Below are 14,458 nucleotides of genomic sequence, written 5' to 3'. Positions count from 1 at the left end.
GCTGCGGAGTGTTACGAGTCCTCTCGCGGTTGATGGCGGAGGACGGAAGGCGTCAGGCATGTCAGGGGAACTCGCTGACCTGCCGATACGGCCCCTGGCCGGACGTCAGGCGTTGTCAGGGCTGTCAGGGGTAGCCGGTATCTCCTGACGGCCCTGACATGCCCTGACTGCTCGTCTGGTGGCGTTTCTCCAGGCCAGGGGTTTGTCCTGACGTTCCTGACGGTTACGTGATCAGGCTCGTGTCCGCAGGGGCGCTCAGGAGCGGGTGGACACGGTAGGTGACGGCCTGAGGCCGGCCGCGCTGGCCGCTGGCAGGGGGCTGGTCGGCGCGGAGCCAGCCGTGCTGTTCGAGGAGCGCGAGCGCGGGTTCGACGTCGGGGACCTTCTTGAACCGCCGGGACGACGCGACGGCGTCGTGGGCCTTGATGTGGGTCCGGTGGGTGCCGTCCTTCTTCGGCCGCTGGAGCCACTGGAGGAGGGCGTGGGCGTCCTCGGTGGCGGGGTCGGCGGCGATGAGGTCGAAGACGGCGAGGGTGTGGGCGGTGTAGTACTCGGCGATCTCGGCGGCGCGGTCGACGGTGGCGGCCTCGACGGGCGCGCGCCAGTCGCTGGCGACGTGGTCGGCGAGGTGGAGGAGGACCGCGATGCGGGCGATGTGGCCGACGAGCTTCCCGGCCCAGTCCTTGATGTGGGCGAGTGGCTCGTCCGGGCGGAGCTGGACCTCGAACTTCTCCTGCAGCTTCTCGACGGCTAGGTCGGCGGCCTCGGTCATCGTCACGGTGACCGGCTCGTCCAAGGCCGTCAGGGTGCGCAGAAGGGCGGACAGCCGGACGTCGTAGGTGGTGGCGACGGCGTCCGGAACGGGGGTCGTACGGATCTTGCGGTAGCCGAGGTTGGAGGGCGGGAGGGAGTACAGGAAGCGGGCGAGCAGACCGCGGTCCCGGGCGCCGGGAGCGGCGCCGAGCTCTTGGAGGACGGCGGGCTGCGGGGTGACGCCGATGGTGAGCGCGGGCTTGTCGACGGTGGGCTGCTCGCGGGTGATCCGGTCCGCCTGGAGCCGCTCGCCCTTGTGCGCCTGGAGGAAGACCCCGAGGTTCGGCTTGCTGCTGTAGCGGCCCACGATGCTGTCGAACAGGTCGCCCTCGGGCGAGAGGGCGGCCAGGCAGCGGTGGACGCCGAGCTGGTGGGTGACGGTCTCGGGGGTGATGTCCCCGGAGAGGGTCAGCCGCGGGCTCGGCGGGACGACGATCTCGTCGGCCAGCATCCGGGCGGCGGAGATCTCGGCCACCAGGTGCACGCGGTCGAGGTCGGGGTTCTTGCGGGCCTTGGCCATGAGCGCCTCGACCTCGGCCAGCGCGGCGTCCTTGGCGGTCTCGGCCTCGATGATCCGGGCCCGGGCCTCGGCCCGCAGCTCGTCCTCGACCCGGTAGACGGGGCCGGTCAGGAACGCGAACACGTCGGACTTGCGGCTGGCGGGCGGCATCGCGCAGACCAGGTAAAGGTTCGACTGCTCGCGCCAGCCGGGCCGGATCTCCACGTTCACCCGGCCGCCGGCGGCGGTCGACAGCGCGGCCAGGGACATGGTGGCGGCCATGTCGGCCGGTGTTTGGGTGAACTCAGCCACCGCCTCCACGTACGCGCCCACCCAGTTGGGCAGGGCGCGGACGGGGAAGGTGGGCAGGGCGCCGTGGGAGCCGAGCGGCACGGGGTCGAGCCAGGTCTCGCCGGAGGCGAGGTCCGCCAGGGCGGCGAGCGCGGCAGTGCGGACGGCGTCCAGGTCGGCCTGGTCGTCGCCGGCCATGTGAGCGAGGCGGCTGGTGGCGGTGTTGATGCGGCGCCGCTCGGCGGCCACGCGCACGATCTCGGCGTAGTAGTCGCCGTTGGCGGCGGTAGGGGTGGCCTCGATGCAGGTGTGCAGGTAGCCGGGCCCACCGACGCGGACCAGGTCACCCTGGGCGCGCAGGACACCGGCCAGCAGCACCGGGTCCACCGGCCGCTCGCCGTCGGCCATGCGGATGATGGCGCGCCAGATCGTCTCGTGCGCCAGGTGGTAGAACGCGCTCGGGTCGCCGAGCTGGGCGGCGAGCGCGGGGATCTGGGCGGGATCGAGCAGGGCAGCGCCGATGACGGCCTGCTCGGCGGCCTTGACCTCGGCGGGCTCGGGCCGGAACGGGATCACGTTCGGGGCGTACTCGGTCACCGCTCGTCCTCCGTGGGGAGCTGGTGGTGGTCGAGCCAGGCGAACGCGGAGGTGGTCTGGGCGCGGTTGTAGACCTCGATGGCCGCGCCGGGGACGCTGCCGGGGTAGACCCGGGGGCCGACCAGGCTGGCGTACAGGCGGGTGCCGTGGTGCACGCAGGCCTTGGCGGCGTCGCCGTGGCGGTCCACAACGGTCACGGCGTCGCGCGGGCCCTCGCAGGGGCTGGCGTCGCCGAGGTGGGCGGCCTCGCAGCGGGGCTGCGGCGAGGTGGTGTTTCCGGGCATGCTGGAGTCCTCTGGTCTCTGAGAGGGATCGGATTGGCCCCGCGGCAACCGCCCGTCACCCTGCAAGGTCGACGGTTGCTGCGGGGCTTCGTGCTGCGTCGGTCAGTCGTCCTCGGGACCGCAGAGGCAGTTCTCGGGGGTGGCACCCTGGCCGATCTGGCAGGCGCAGTAGATGAGTCCGAGCGGGGTTTCGACGGGCTCACCGCCGGTGCAGTGGTCGCACTCGCCCGGCGCCCAGTCGGCGGCGTCGTAGTCGTCGTACACAGTGGTGCCTTTCTTCGGGGAGCCCGGTTGGGCGGCCCTGGCGGGGAGCGTCGCCGGGTTGGCGGGGAGAGTCAGGGCCCGAGGCGGGCGCGCTCGTGTGGTGATCCACATCCCCTTCCGGGGATGGGCTAGATGTGGGGCTAGACGTAGTCGCTAGACGGCTGACCTGCGCGTCTAGTGCGTCTAGGCGGTCTGCCGAGCGGCGGGGGAGGGGCTCTGGAAGGGGTGGCCCTCCCCCGCGATCGAAGGCTCGTCCTGGGTGAGGTCGGGGACCAGGTGGGCGGGCAGCCGCGGGGAGTGGCCGAGAGCTTTGGTGAGTTGGTCGTACCTGACGCCGAGCTGGTTGTCGCCCTTGATGCTGATCCCGGTGACGGGCAGGCCCGCGTCGCGGAGCTTGGCGGGGAAGCTCGCCTTCGTGAAGCCGAGGTAGCGGCCCGATTCCTGGAGGCCGTTGAGGAGGTCGACCACGTGGACGCCCGCCCGGCCTTCGAGGTCGGCGTGGGCGACGGTGTGCTCGACGTAGAGGCGGAGCTCCTCGCGCCACTGCCCTGAGTCGGCCGGGACCGGTGCCGACTCCGCCGTCGGCTCCTCCCCGGGCTTCACCAGGGTGACCGACGCGACCGGCAGCACCAGCGGTGTCTCGGCGATGAGTTCGGCCGGCACGGCCCGGACGTTCAGCGCGAACGGTTTGTCCCCACGCGCCAGGCAGACGCCGACTCCCCCGAGCACGCTGAACAGGAACACGTTGCCGCTGATCATCCAGGAGGCGGTCAATATCCCGGCGACCGGCGACGCGAGTATGACGCACCGCCAGGCGGCGATCCGGTGGCGCCGGTGCTTAACGTGGCCGGGGTCGAGCACCGGCACCTCGAACTCGCCCAGGGCGTCCCGGGCGGCGTCGTGGCGCCGGGCTTCGAACTCCGCGGTTGCGAGCCGGACGCTGTCGGCCGGGACCAGGCCGCCGTTCTCGGCCGCGGACCGGCGGAGCCGGGTGGCCTTCTTGTGGGCGGCGGTGGCCTGGCGGCTGGCCTCGGCCACAGCGCTGGCGTGGGCCTCCTGACGGGCCTTGACGATGCGCCGGACGATCTCTTCCTCGGACACGGTGTGGCCGCCGGCCCAGTGAGCGAGGAACAGCGCGATGTGCTGGGCGCCGCGCTGGGTGCGGACGATGGCGGGTCCGGGCATCAGCCGATCACCTGCTCCCCGATCCAGGAGACCAGCGGGACGCCGAGCATCGCGGCCCAGCCGCCGATGGAAGAGGCGATGCCCCAGGTGGCGCCGGTCAGGGCGCCGGAGAGGGCGAGGGCCCGTTCCTTCCAGCTCTTGGCGAAGTAGATGAACAGGCCGACGCCGACGACCAGGACCAGGACGATCCAGGAGCCGGAGTAGGACAGGACCTCGCTGGTGGAGACGTCGACGGCGCCGGCGCCGTCCTGGCCGATGCCGAGGTGGCCGATGACCTGCCCGGCCTTGTTGCCGGTGCCGGTGAACCCGCCGGAGATCTTGCCGATCACGCCGCCGGTCACCGAGCTGGCCAGGACCATGGTGGCGGCGGGTCCGGCCCAGGGCAGCCAGGTGGTGCGGCGCTTGAGCACGGCCAGCGTCCGGCCGTTGGAGTAGTAGAGCGTCATGCCGGTCACGGCCATGGTGGCGAAGCCCATGGCGGCCCCGGCGCGGGTGACGACGTGGGTGAAGTCGATCAGGTCCATCTCAGCTCTCCAGGATCCAGGCGGCGATGAGCTCGCGAACGGGGGCGGCGAAGAGGGTGCCGGTGACGGCGGCGACCAGGGCGACGGCCACCGCGCGGCGGACGAGCGGGCGGAGGCGGCCGCTGGTGATGGCGACGGAGCCGGAGACGCAGGCCATGAAGGCCAGGCCGAACGCGGCCGGCGGGCCGTAGGTGGAGATCAGCGGCAGGGTGGCGTGGTCGGTCCACCACGGCGCGAGGATGACGCCGACGCCCAGGGTCGTGGCGGTGCGGACCGGGTGCTGCAGGCGCGTCGCGCGCTTCACCCGGGCCCAGTCGACGGCCTTGTGGTGGTCGGCGGGCAGCTCGGGGATCTGGTCGTAGCTCACTTCCACCCCCGGCGGATCAGCTCGCGGACGCACACGACCGTGATCGCGAAGTCGACCGCCAGGAACAGCAGGCACAGCATGTAGCCCACGGGAACTCCCAGGTAGGGGGCCCGGCTTGGGGAGCCGGGCCCAAGGCGTGCGGTCAGGAGGAGCGCCACCAGGCGCGGACGGGGTTGGCCTCCAGGGCCGTGGTGCGGCGGGACTTGGCGTTCATGGCGGCGTGCCCGGCCTGGTCGGCCGCGCGAACGGCCTTGGCACGCCGCTGCTGCCCGGACTGCTGGGGCTGGGCCTTGCGGCGGAGCAGGCTCACTGGCGGGCTCCGATCAGGCCGGTGAGGACGAACGGCTGGCTCTCGAACACGCACATGGCGCGGAACTCGGCGGGCCGCTGGCCGTCGGCGGAGGCGTCGGTGACCACGATCCGGCTGCACCACGGCTCGCGGACCAGGCCGCTGACGACATCGAGCGGCACCGGGGCGGCAGCGCGGTAGGAGATGCCGTCACGGTCGTCACGGCGCACGATGCCGACCAGCGGCAGGGTGGTGATCGGCTTCACCGCGCACCGCCGCTCTTGCCGACCTGGACGGTCAGCACGCGGTCGGCGCCGGCGGCGGCGCGGATGCGGTCCTCGGGCGTGATCGGGGGGATGACGGCTGGAGGGTTCGTCAGGTCCATGACACTGATCTCCGTGTGCGGTGTGGTGGAGCGGGGCCTTCGAGCAGGTCAGGCAGCGTTCGGGATGTAGCCGGAGGCGATCAGCTCGGCGGCCTCGGCCCGGCGCCCGGAGGCGGTGGCGAGGGAGACGTCGAGGGCCTCGGCGATGGACTGGAGGCTGACGGCCTCGGGGTTGCCGCCGGCCGCGAGGATCATCCGGGCGACGCGCCGGGTGGCGCGGGCGGCGGGGGTCAGTTTCGCCGCGTCCTCCGCTTCAACCGCGTGCAGCTCGGCTTCAGCCGCGCGTCGGCGGGCTTCGGCAGCACGCAGCCGGGCCGCCTCGGTGGCCTCTTCGGTGTCGGCCTGGGCGCGTTTGGCGGCGGCCGCGTCGCGCTCGGCTTCAGCCGTGCGGCGGCCTGCTTCAGCGGCGGCCTCCTCCTTTTCAGCCGCAGCCTTGGCGGTTTCAGCCGCGCTCAGGCGGGCGGCCTGGGCGGCCTGTTCGTCCTCGGCCTGGGCCCGTTCGACGGCGGCCGCCGCACGGTCTGTTTCAGCGGCACGACGCCGCGTTTCAGCAGCGGCCTGCTCCGTTTCAGCGGCGGCACGGTCGGTTTCAGCGGCGCGTCGGCGGGCCTCGGCGGCCTCCTGTTCGGCGGCGGCAGCCCTCAGCTCCTCCTCTGCCTGGTCGAGCCGTTCGGCGGCCTCAGCCTCCCGGCCGGCGGCCAGCGTCCGGGCCTGAGCCTGAGCACGGGCGGCGGCGGTCTCGGCGCCGACCTCGTACCCGGCCGCCTCGATGCGGCCTGCCGTGCGCAGGCTGGAGATCCGGGCATCGGCGGTCCGGGCCTCGGTGCGAGCGGTGACCTCGGCCTCGAACGCGGCCCTGCGTTCGGCCCGCAGCCGGGCGCGTTCCTCGGCTTCCAGGGGCAGGGCCAGGGCCTCGTCCACGCTAAGCCCGAAGCGTTCCATGGTGAGGGGAAGGCGCTGGTCAGCGGGGGCCTTGCGCCAGTCGCCGTCGTGCTCGCGCTCCAGCATCACCCGGTAGACGAGCCGTTCACGCTCCAGCTCGACCGCCCGGTCGTAGGAGGCGATGCCGTTCAGGCGCATCCGCCGGTACATCCGGAACGATGGCCACGGGGCGAGGATCCAGCGATGCAGCGGCACGCCGTCCTGCTGGTGTCCGGCCTCGACCTGGGTGATCCGGATGACCAGGCGCCGTCCGGCCTCCACCACCGCGATGAACATGACCGGGATGACGGCGTGCATCGCGGTGCCGGTCGGGTTCTTCAGCAGCGGCCCGGCGGAGGCGGCGTTGAAGTAGATCGTCGCGGCGGTGAAGCCGTGGGCCAGCAGTCGCAGCATCGGCCACGGGGTGCCCTTATGGATCAGGTGCAGATCCATCGCGAGCAGGGCCACGATCCCGGCGTCCACGCCGACCGGGAACGCGTAGCTGAAGTCTCCGAAGCTGTGCCTGAAACCGAGCTCCTTCAGCGCGCTGTAGGAGCCGCTGAAACCGATGCCGGCCAGCGCCGCGCCGCCGAGCGCGGCCAGGACGGTCAGGCCCAGCATGAGCGCGCTCGGGGCGGTCGCCGACGCGGTTGAAGCGGCGGGCCGCGGGGTTGAAGTGCTGACGGTCGGAGTTGAAACGGCCGCCGGTGCGGACATGGTCGTCACGCGGCCACCCGCTCGACGCTCGCCGTGCGGTGGATGACCGCCGGGCGCCGCAGCGGCACCGGCGCCATCCGCACCAGCCGCTCGGCGTACGCGGCCAGCTCCAGGTCCTCGCGGCGCAGGTCCGCCAGGACGTCGTATGCCACGTCCAACCGCGCCTGGCGCTCGACGACCGACTCGCCGGGCACACCGGCGAACAGCTCCTCGTCCACGCCCAACGCCAGCTCCGCGAACTCCTCGGAGTCCATGGCGTGTTGACCTGCAACAATCGACTTCACGGGTCTACCTCTTCCAGTGGGAGGTGGGCCCCAGGGGCTGCCGCGCGCCCGGCCAAGGAAAGCGCGGCGGCCCCGAGTTCAGGGCCGGCTACTCGTCACGAGCAGCCATGGCCGCCGATCCGCCCAGGTGGCGCGGATCGGGGACCAAAGACACTCGTTCGCTGAGACCGCGCCGGTCCGGGGCCGAGGAGCTCGGCGGCGAACTGGCGGGGGTGCGTCTTTCAAGGCAGACGCGGACCTCTCGGTCCATGCCATCCGACTGACAAGGCGCGGTGACCTCGGCCCGATCTGTCCCGGGCCCCTTCGCCTATCCCCATAGGCGCATTTGTGTAGCTCAGAGCAGCCCAAAGAAGGCCTCTCTGTGTCGCCCTTGTCTCACTTGGTGCGACACACACAACATAGGCAACCTGCTTAGGCAGGTCAAGAGAGTTGGGTTTCTCGCGTCTGTTGGGCACCTCCCCTAGCATTGGGGGATGGCCCTAGACCCGGATGACTCGCGCCCCCCGTATCAGCAGGTCAGCAGCTCTCTGCGGGCCTCGATCCTCACGAAGAAGCCGGGCTTCGAGACCGGCGACAAGCTGCCCTCCGGCCCTGAGCTGGCGAAGCACTTCGGCGTGGCGCGGGGGACCGTGGACAAGGCGCTCGACCTGCTCCGCACCGAGGGGCTGATCGTGACCCGGCAGGGGAGTGGCTCCTTCGTGCGGGAGCGCACCTCTCGGCCGGTCGGGTTGCGGCCGCACCTGGAGGCCGCCTTCGAGCAGCAGCAAGTGACGCTCGACTTCGCCGGGTTCTCCAGCGAGACGCTGCACAACGCGCTGCAGGAGCCGCTTGACAAGGTCCGCTCCGGCCGGCTGGCGCCGGAATCCATCACAGTCCGGCTGCTGCTGCCGGACACCACGGCGCCGATGGCCGTGCCGGTCCTGGTCGACGGGCTCCAGGACGAGGCCGCCCTCCGGCAGCGCGCCCGCAACATCGCGCTGACGAACGCCGGCGGCATCGCGCACTCGGTGGAGATGCTGGCCGAGTTGGGCCTGGTCCAGAAGGCGAGTGTCCAGGTCAAGGTCCACCGGGCGTCCAGTCTGTTCAAGTTGTACATCCTGAACCGCTCGGAGGCCTTCTTCGGCTTCTACCCGCTCCGTGAGCGCACTGTGACGATCGACGACACCGCCCACACCTTCTACGACGTCACCGGCAAGGACACCACCCTGTTCCACCACGCCGCTGGCCCGGACGACGCCTCGCTCGGATCGCAGTATGTCCAGCAAGCCCAGATGTGGTTCGACAGCGTGTGGAGCACGATCGCGTACGAGCGGCAGCCATGATCGCCACCCCTCAGCAACTCGCTGACGTCCTGCGGCCGGTGAAGCACGTGCTCCTCGACTTCGACGGCCCGGTGTGCTCGGTCTTCGCCGGTCTTCCTGCTCCGGAGGTCGCGCGGCGACTCCGTGAGGGCCTGCTCGCCACCGGCGAGCCGGTCCCAGCCGGAGCGGGGGAGGAGAACGACCCGCTCGCCCTGCTCCGGCTGGTCGCGGACGCTCGCCCCGACCTCACGGCGAGCACGGACATCGCGCTGGCCATGCTGGAGATCGAAGCTGTCCGGGTCGCTCGCCCGACCCCAGGCGGCGAATCGGTTCTGCACGCTGCTGTCCTCTCCGGTCGGCTGGTCTCGGTGGTCAGTAACAACGCGGGCGCGGCCATCGATGCTTACCTCGCCGCTCATGGCCTCAGCGACTACGTGGCCAGCGTCTTCGGACGCGCCCCGGGCGACCCCTCGTCCATGAAGCCGAACCCGCGCCTCCTGCTCGAAGCGATGGAAGCCGCGGGTGCCGGGCCGGAGCACTGCATCTTCATCGGCGACGCGGCCCGCGACGTCGAGGCCGGGGAGGCCGCCGGTATCCCGACGATCGGCTACGCCAACAAGCCGGGGAAGGGGATCAAGCTGGCTGCCGCCGGCGCAGTGGTGATCGTGGACTCGATGCAGCTCATCGCCGATGCCCTCGTCTGATCGGCGATGTTGGCTCGTCCTTCGCCTGACTCCCGGAAATGAGGCAAGCAAGCCTGGATCAGGTGAAAGATCTGCCTGTTTGGAGACTTGATCGAGTGTTTGCGGATGGGACGGCCGGACCGCTTGCGTCCAGCTAGAGCGCTGGGCGTAGAGCAGCTACGCGTGTAGCCGCAAGGCCTAGAACTAGTGGCTACAGTCCTCACTGTGCCCAGTATTAGTGGTCACGTCGCATGATCAGCTTGCCGTGGGCGGGGTGCGCGATCGTAAACTCAATCTGACGCAAGCGCAGAGAACCTCCGGGGTCACCAGAGTCGGACGGACCTTCATGTCCGTGCCCTGGCGGCTTGAACGGCCGCCACCCCTGGCCAGTGGAGGTCATCTTGTCCCGCTCGCGTCGTTCCCGCCGTCGTAAGACGGTAGGCACTGCCCCGGTCACCAAGCGCATGTCCTGCAAGATGCCGCAGCTCGCTCCGACGACCGTCACCCTGCTCGTGCAGATCGTGGTGGCCTTGGTCGCGGCCGTGTTTGGCGTTGACACCCACTTGGGGCCCGGCCCCATGTAGCAGGACCAGGCCCCAAGTGACTGGTTGAAGAAGGTCGTCCGGCTTGCCCTAGGAAAGTGGGCCGGGCGACTTTCTCGCGCTGGGCCTCGCATCTGAAGGCGAGCCCACCCTCACTGTAAGGGAGGTCGGCGCCCGGTGCCTAACCTGCCGCTGGGTCGATCTTCAGCATCTTGGCGTTGATGGGAGCGACCCCTCAAGACCTGTCCAGGGGCTGGGTGTTGAGACGTTCGGCAGCATCTTGGCTGGTCGCGAAGTCGGCGGAGTAAATGATGCATTTACGGTTCCGACGGGAAGATCGATACCACATCAAACACATCAATCCTGGTATCGTCGATGGCAGCGCAACGCTTGACACCGTGAAAGTACAAGCGGATGTGCAGAGAAGGGCCCGCCCCGCCTGGTGCTACGAACACCAGGGGTTTCGAGACGGACCCTCCGTAGCAAGGTGTGGCTCTACAGTCGCACTAGCGATGGCCTGGCCGTTGGAGCGGCTGGGCCATCGTGCTAAGCAGCTAGCTCCATAGATCCTGGAGCAACTGCCAGATGTCGTACGCAACCTTCACCCCTCGCCACACGGCAAGCAGTCGGCGCATCCCATCCCTGTGGGGCCTCACCGCGTTCTTCGGCTCTGCATCCGGATCCTCATCTGCCGGCTGCTGCTGATTGAGCGCGGTCATGCTCCACCCCTTCGCGATGACCCGGCCGCGCCTTGCGGTCGGGATCGCGACGTCCGTCCAAGCGGACGCCGTGATTCCGACCGCACCTTGCGGCCAGACCTCCTGACGGATACTCACTCATGTGTCAGCGAATGGGTTTTGCAGTCCTTATAGGGTAGATGCACGACGGGGCCCCGGGCGAATTCACCCGGGGTCTCGACACCCCTGGCGTGTCAACCTGGGCTGACCGTCAGGTGAGCCGCGATCTGCTGAGATGCAACTGATGTGCCCTCCGTCCACCTGACTTATATGGGCCGGTTGGGACTACGTCCCAGCCCGGGCCAGACCGCATGATCTGTTCCAGAGCGTGTGGCTGTGGCGGCGTGCGGCACAGGATGGGCTCCGGCAGCAGCCGGGAACTTCCAGGACGACCTGGATGCGAGGGAGTTCTTCCCGAGACTGGCCATGCTCGGTAGGTTCTGGGCAGTGATTACTCAGATCGTCACGCTGGTGGGCGTTTTGCTGGGTGCGCTCACCTCGTTCGTGGCAACCGGGTGGGCGGAGCGGACCAAGCACCAGCGGCTGATGGCCTCGCGGTGGGATGAGCGGAAGCTCGACACCTACGTGCAGTACGCGACCTGCGTGAAGGAGATCGACGCGGTCGCCAAGCGGGCCAGGCAGGCTGAGGCGGGCTCGACGGTGCGGGTGGAGTTCCTGGCGACGATGGAGCAGGCGGAGATCCAGCGATCGGCGCTCTTCGAGACGCTCGTGCTGCTCGCGAGTCCGGCTGCCGTGGAGGCGGCGAAGGCGGTGAACATCGCGCTCTGGGAGTCCGAGATTGCCGCCCGCGAGCACACTGCGGTGTCGACCACCCCCGTCCTGGTCGAGTTGCTGAACGCCTACCACGCGGAGGCCCGGCGCGACCTCGGTGTCGGCGGTCCGGCCGGCGGGGCGTGAGGTGAAACACAGAAGGGCCGCGTCGGGCAGCGGAGAGCGCTGTCCGACGCGGCCCTATGGGTGCTCGCGAAGGTGGGGTGGCAGGGGGCCGTCGGGACCATGATCCGGACCGGTAGCGGACCAGATCCGGGCCGCGAGCAAGAGTCCGCAGGTCAGAGCACCCCTGGTCAGCGGCCTGTAAATCTGTCGCGCAAGCTACGCAGGTTCGAACCCTGCACCAGCCACCGGATGGAGAAACGGCCCCCGATCTGCGGAAACGCGGATCGGGGGTCTTTTCGTGCGTTCCGGGCGCTGTGCGACAGTTATTGCGCATTGCTTGCAATTACGTTCAGCAGGCAGCAGAGTGGGAGGCCGGGGGTGGGAGTCCTTCGAGCTGATCGTCTTCCCAACCGGCGCCCGCCGGGACAACGGCTCACCCACCCCCGCCAACGCCCCCTCCCGCCGCCCGGCCCCGTCAAGGGCGCGTCAAGGCCGGTGGTGGCGGCGTCAGGAACGCGTAGGGGGCGGACGGGGCCCGGGCGCGCGAACCGCAGGATTCGGAGAACTACCGACTGCGGAGGTCCCGTCCGATGCCCAGCGCCCCTTCCACCCCGGCCGTGACGGCCGAGCCCGAACCGCCGGACACCGGGGCGGGTGGAGAGCGGCACCGGCTGAGTGCGCTCGGCGGGCTGGCGGCGCTGTCGCTGGACGCGATGGCCTCGGTGGCTTACGGCCCCGAGTCGGTCGTGCTGGTGCTGGCCGCCGCCGGTTCGTACGGGCTGGGCTTCACCCTGCCGGTCACGGTGGCGATCGCCGTGCTGCTCGGGGTGCTGGTGGCCTCCTACCGGCAGGTGATCGCGGCCTTCCCGGACGGCGGCGGTTCCTACGCGGTGGCCAAGGCCCATCTGGGCCGTCGGACGGCGCTGACCGCGGCGGCCTCGCTGGTGATCGACTACGTCCTGAACGTCGCGGTCTCGGTGACCGCCGGCGTGGCCGCCCTGACCTCGGCCGTGCCGGGCCTGTACGACGACCGGGTCTGGCTCTGCCTGGGCGTGCTCGCCCTGGTGACCGCCGTCAACCTGCGCGGCATCGCCGAGTCGGCGCGCTGGTTCATGGCGCCGACGGCCGTGTTCGTGCTCGCCGTCCTGGCGATCGTCGTGGTCGGCCTGTTCCGGGACGCCCCGGTCAGTACGGAGGCTGCCGCCGGTCACGCCTCGGTGCTCGCCGGGAACGCCACCGTGGTGGGCGCGCTGCTGCTGCTCAAGGCCTTCGCGGCCGGCTGCTCGGCGCTGACCGGTGTCGAGGCGGTGGCCAACGCCGTCCCCTCCTTCCGGATCCCGCGGGTGAGACGGGCCCAGCACACCGAGGTCGTGCTCGGCGCGCTGCTCGGCGTGATGCTGGTCGGTCTGGCCGTGCTGATCGGCCGCTTCCACCTCCAGCCGGTCGACGGCGTCACCGTGCTCGCCCAGCTCGCCGACGCCTCGCTGGGCCACGGCATCGGCTTCTACGTCGTCCAGTTCGCCACCGTGGTCCTGCTCGGCCTGGCCGCCAACACCTCCTTCGGCGGCCTGCCGGTGCTGATGGACCTGCTCGCCCGGGACAACCACCTCCCGCACGTCTTCGCGCTGCGCGCCGACCGCCAGGTGTACCGGTACGGCGTGCTGTTCCTGGCCGCGGTGTCGGCCGCGCTGCTGGTCGGCTCCGGTGGCGACGTCAACAGCCTGGTGCCGCTGTTCTCGATCGGTGTGTTCGTCGGCTTCACCGTCTGCCAGGTCGGCATGGTCCGGCACTGGCACCTGCACCGCCCGGCCGGCTGGCGGGGCAAGGCCGCGCTGAACGGCTTCGGGGCGCTGCTGACCGGCGTCGCCGCGCTCGTGGTGACCGGCACCAAGTTCACCGAGGGCGCCTGGGGCATCGTGGTGGCCCTGCCGCTGCTGGTGGTGCTGTTCGAAGCGGTCCACCGCAGCTACGGGCGGATCGGCGAACGCCTGGAACTCGGCCGGGTGCCGGGCGCGGTGACCCGCCGGCGCAGTCTGGTGGTGGTCCCGGTGACGGCGATCACCCGGCTGACCCGGGACGGGCTGTCGGCGGCGCTGTCGCTGGGCGACGAGGTGGTCGCGGTGACCGTGGTGCACGATCCGGCCGACGCCGAGGCGCTGCGCCGGGACTGGGAGCTGTGGCAGCCGGGGGTGCCCCTGCTGGAGATCCCGGAGGACCACCGGCGGCTCGGCCCGCCGATCGCCGCCTTCGTCAACCGGCTCGGCGAGGAGCACGCCCACGACCGGCTCACCGTGCTGATCCCCGAGGTCGAGCCCGCCCACTGGTGGCAGGGCGCGCTGCAGAACCGCCGCGGCGCCGTGATCGACCGCGCCCTGCGCCGGCACACCGACGCGGTGGTCTGCCGGCTGCGGATGCGGATGTGACCGGCGGAGGAGACGGGGGGAACGCGTACGGCCCCGGACGGCAGCTCGCCGTCCGGGGCCGTTCGTCGTCCCACCACCCGTGCGTCAAGGTCCCGTCAACGACCGGCCCGCCCCCGTATGGAGGGCGTCAGGGCCCCTGAACGCGCCCTTGACGGCTGGTTGGCTGCATCTGCCGGCCGCCCGCCGGTGCCGCACGGAGGCCCTCCGGCCCGTCCGCGGCATCTCCCGAACCACGCTGGTGGAGCCCATGTCCGATCTCATCTACGTCGGTGTCACGGTCGCCGTGTTCGCCGTCATCGCCCTGATCGCGCGGGGGGTGGAGAAGCTGTGAGCGCCGAGAACATCACCGGCCTGGTCGTGGCCGTCGCCCTCGTCGGCTACCTCATCGTCGCGCTGGTCTACCCGGAGAAGTTCTGACATGAGCTCCACTCTCGCGGGCTGGCTGCAGGCCGTCG

General features: G+C 70.8%; 16 protein-coding genes. 5 read left to right on the top strand and 11 right to left on the bottom strand.

Annotation, left to right across the window (positions count from 1 at the left end):
- Window positions 1–223: 223 nt before the first annotated feature.
- The 11 genes from ACH4J0_RS26570 to ACH4J0_RS26520 all read right to left on the bottom strand — a co-directional run bounded on the left by ACH4J0_RS26570 (window position 224) and on the right by ACH4J0_RS26520 (window position 7,420).
- Entirely contained in the window at window positions 224–2,200 is a 1,977-nt protein-coding gene (locus ACH4J0_RS26570; RefSeq protein ID WP_396243101.1) for a DUF3987 domain-containing protein, read from the bottom strand.
- Window positions 2,197–2,484, bottom strand: a complete 288-nt coding sequence (locus ACH4J0_RS26565; protein ID WP_396243100.1) for a hypothetical protein — start codon at window positions 2,482–2,484, stop codon at window positions 2,197–2,199. Before ACH4J0_RS26565 ends, ACH4J0_RS26570 begins: the two co-directional genes overlap by 4 nt.
- Before the next feature lie 102 nt (window positions 2,485–2,586).
- Complete coding sequence (locus tag ACH4J0_RS26560) at window positions 2,587–2,748, bottom strand: hypothetical protein (RefSeq protein ID WP_396243099.1); 162 nt, start codon at window positions 2,746–2,748, stop codon at window positions 2,587–2,589.
- 183 nt (window positions 2,749–2,931) lie between these two features.
- The gene (locus ACH4J0_RS26555) at window positions 2,932–3,933 is read right to left on the bottom strand and encodes a hypothetical protein (protein ID WP_396243098.1); all 1,002 of its coding nucleotides are present in this window, start codon (window positions 3,931–3,933) and stop codon (window positions 2,932–2,934) included.
- Entirely contained in the window at window positions 3,933–4,457 is a 525-nt protein-coding gene (locus ACH4J0_RS26550; protein WP_396243097.1) for a hypothetical protein, read from the bottom strand. The genes ACH4J0_RS26555 and ACH4J0_RS26550 overlap by 1 nt, the downstream gene beginning before the upstream one ends.
- A gap of 1 nt (window position 4,458) precedes the next feature.
- Window positions 4,459–4,824, bottom strand: a complete 366-nt coding sequence (locus ACH4J0_RS26545) for a hypothetical protein (protein WP_396243096.1) — start codon at window positions 4,822–4,824, stop codon at window positions 4,459–4,461.
- Window positions 4,825–4,966: 142 nt separating this feature from the next.
- A complete protein-coding gene (locus ACH4J0_RS26540; RefSeq protein ID WP_396243095.1) occupies window positions 4,967–5,134 on the bottom strand; it encodes a hypothetical protein in 168 nt (55 codons plus the stop codon).
- Window positions 5,131–5,379 (bottom strand): hypothetical protein, encoded by a 249-nt coding sequence (locus tag ACH4J0_RS26535; RefSeq protein WP_396243094.1) that lies wholly within the window; start codon window positions 5,377–5,379, stop codon window positions 5,131–5,133. Before ACH4J0_RS26535 ends, ACH4J0_RS26540 begins: the two co-directional genes overlap by 4 nt.
- Complete coding sequence (locus ACH4J0_RS26530) at window positions 5,376–5,498, bottom strand: hypothetical protein (protein WP_396243093.1); 123 nt, start codon at window positions 5,496–5,498, stop codon at window positions 5,376–5,378. The genes ACH4J0_RS26535 and ACH4J0_RS26530 overlap by 4 nt, the downstream gene beginning before the upstream one ends.
- A 48-nt stretch (window positions 5,499–5,546) precedes the next feature.
- The gene (locus ACH4J0_RS26525) at window positions 5,547–7,040 is read right to left on the bottom strand and encodes a DUF2637 domain-containing protein (RefSeq protein WP_396243092.1); all 1,494 of its coding nucleotides are present in this window, start codon (window positions 7,038–7,040) and stop codon (window positions 5,547–5,549) included.
- Between the two features lie 101 nt (window positions 7,041–7,141).
- Window positions 7,142–7,420, bottom strand: coding sequence for a hypothetical protein (locus ACH4J0_RS26520; RefSeq protein ID WP_396243091.1), 279 nt, complete (start codon window positions 7,418–7,420; stop codon window positions 7,142–7,144).
- Between the two features lie 473 nt (window positions 7,421–7,893).
- Here ACH4J0_RS26520 and ACH4J0_RS26515 point away from each other — a divergent pair, with 473 nt between their 5' ends.
- From ACH4J0_RS26515 to kdpF, 5 genes are all read left to right on the top strand, one after another.
- Window positions 7,894–8,742, top strand: coding sequence for a GntR family transcriptional regulator (locus ACH4J0_RS26515; RefSeq protein WP_396243090.1), 849 nt, complete (start codon window positions 7,894–7,896; stop codon window positions 8,740–8,742).
- Window positions 8,743–8,789: 47 nt separating this feature from the next.
- A complete protein-coding gene (locus ACH4J0_RS26510; protein ID WP_396243089.1) occupies window positions 8,790–9,425 on the top strand; it encodes an HAD family hydrolase in 636 nt (211 codons plus the stop codon).
- 1,729 nt (window positions 9,426–11,154) lie between these two features.
- Window positions 11,155–11,601 (top strand): hypothetical protein, encoded by a 447-nt coding sequence (locus ACH4J0_RS26505; protein ID WP_396243088.1) that lies wholly within the window; start codon window positions 11,155–11,157, stop codon window positions 11,599–11,601.
- Window positions 11,602–12,170: 569 nt separating this feature from the next.
- Entirely contained in the window at window positions 12,171–14,003 is a 1,833-nt protein-coding gene (locus ACH4J0_RS26500; RefSeq protein ID WP_396243087.1) for an APC family permease, read from the top strand.
- Between the two features lie 327 nt (window positions 14,004–14,330).
- Window positions 14,331–14,420 (top strand): K(+)-transporting ATPase subunit F, encoded by a 90-nt coding sequence (gene kdpF / locus ACH4J0_RS26495; RefSeq protein ID WP_396243086.1) that lies wholly within the window; start codon window positions 14,331–14,333, stop codon window positions 14,418–14,420.
- The last annotated feature ends 38 nt before the right edge of the window (window positions 14,421–14,458 follow it).

The sequence above is a fragment of the Kitasatospora sp. NPDC017646 genome (assembly GCF_044329365.1).
Taxonomy (GTDB): domain Bacteria; phylum Actinomycetota; class Actinomycetes; order Streptomycetales; family Streptomycetaceae; genus Kitasatospora.
The sequence above is the reverse complement of the archived record's forward strand: the minus strand, read 5'-3'. Positions and strand labels throughout refer to the sequence as shown.

What these genes read in the sequence shown, in the direction of transcription:
- ACH4J0_RS26565 (WP_396243100.1), bottom strand. Translation starts at nt 2,484, where the DNA reads ATGCCCGGAAACACCACCTCGCCGCAGCCCCGCTGCGAGGCCGCCCAC.
- ACH4J0_RS26555 (WP_396243098.1), bottom strand. Translation starts at nt 3,933, where the DNA reads ATGCCCGGACCCGCCATCGTCCGCACCCAGCGCGGCGCCCAGCACATC.
- ACH4J0_RS26550 (WP_396243097.1), bottom strand. Translation starts at nt 4,457, where the DNA reads ATGGACCTGATCGACTTCACCCACGTCGTCACCCGCGCCGGGGCCGCC.
- ACH4J0_RS26530 (WP_396243093.1), bottom strand. Translation starts at nt 5,498, where the DNA reads ATGGACCTGACGAACCCTCCAGCCGTCATCCCCCCGATCACGCCCGAG.
- ACH4J0_RS26525 (WP_396243092.1), bottom strand. Translation starts at nt 7,040, where the DNA reads ATGCTGGGCCTGACCGTCCTGGCCGCGCTCGGCGGCGCGGCGCTGGCC.
- ACH4J0_RS26515 (WP_396243090.1), top strand. Translation starts at nt 7,894, where the DNA reads ATGGCCCTAGACCCGGATGACTCGCGCCCCCCGTATCAGCAGGTCAGC.
- ACH4J0_RS26500 (WP_396243087.1), top strand. Translation starts at nt 12,171, where the DNA reads ATGCCCAGCGCCCCTTCCACCCCGGCCGTGACGGCCGAGCCCGAACCG.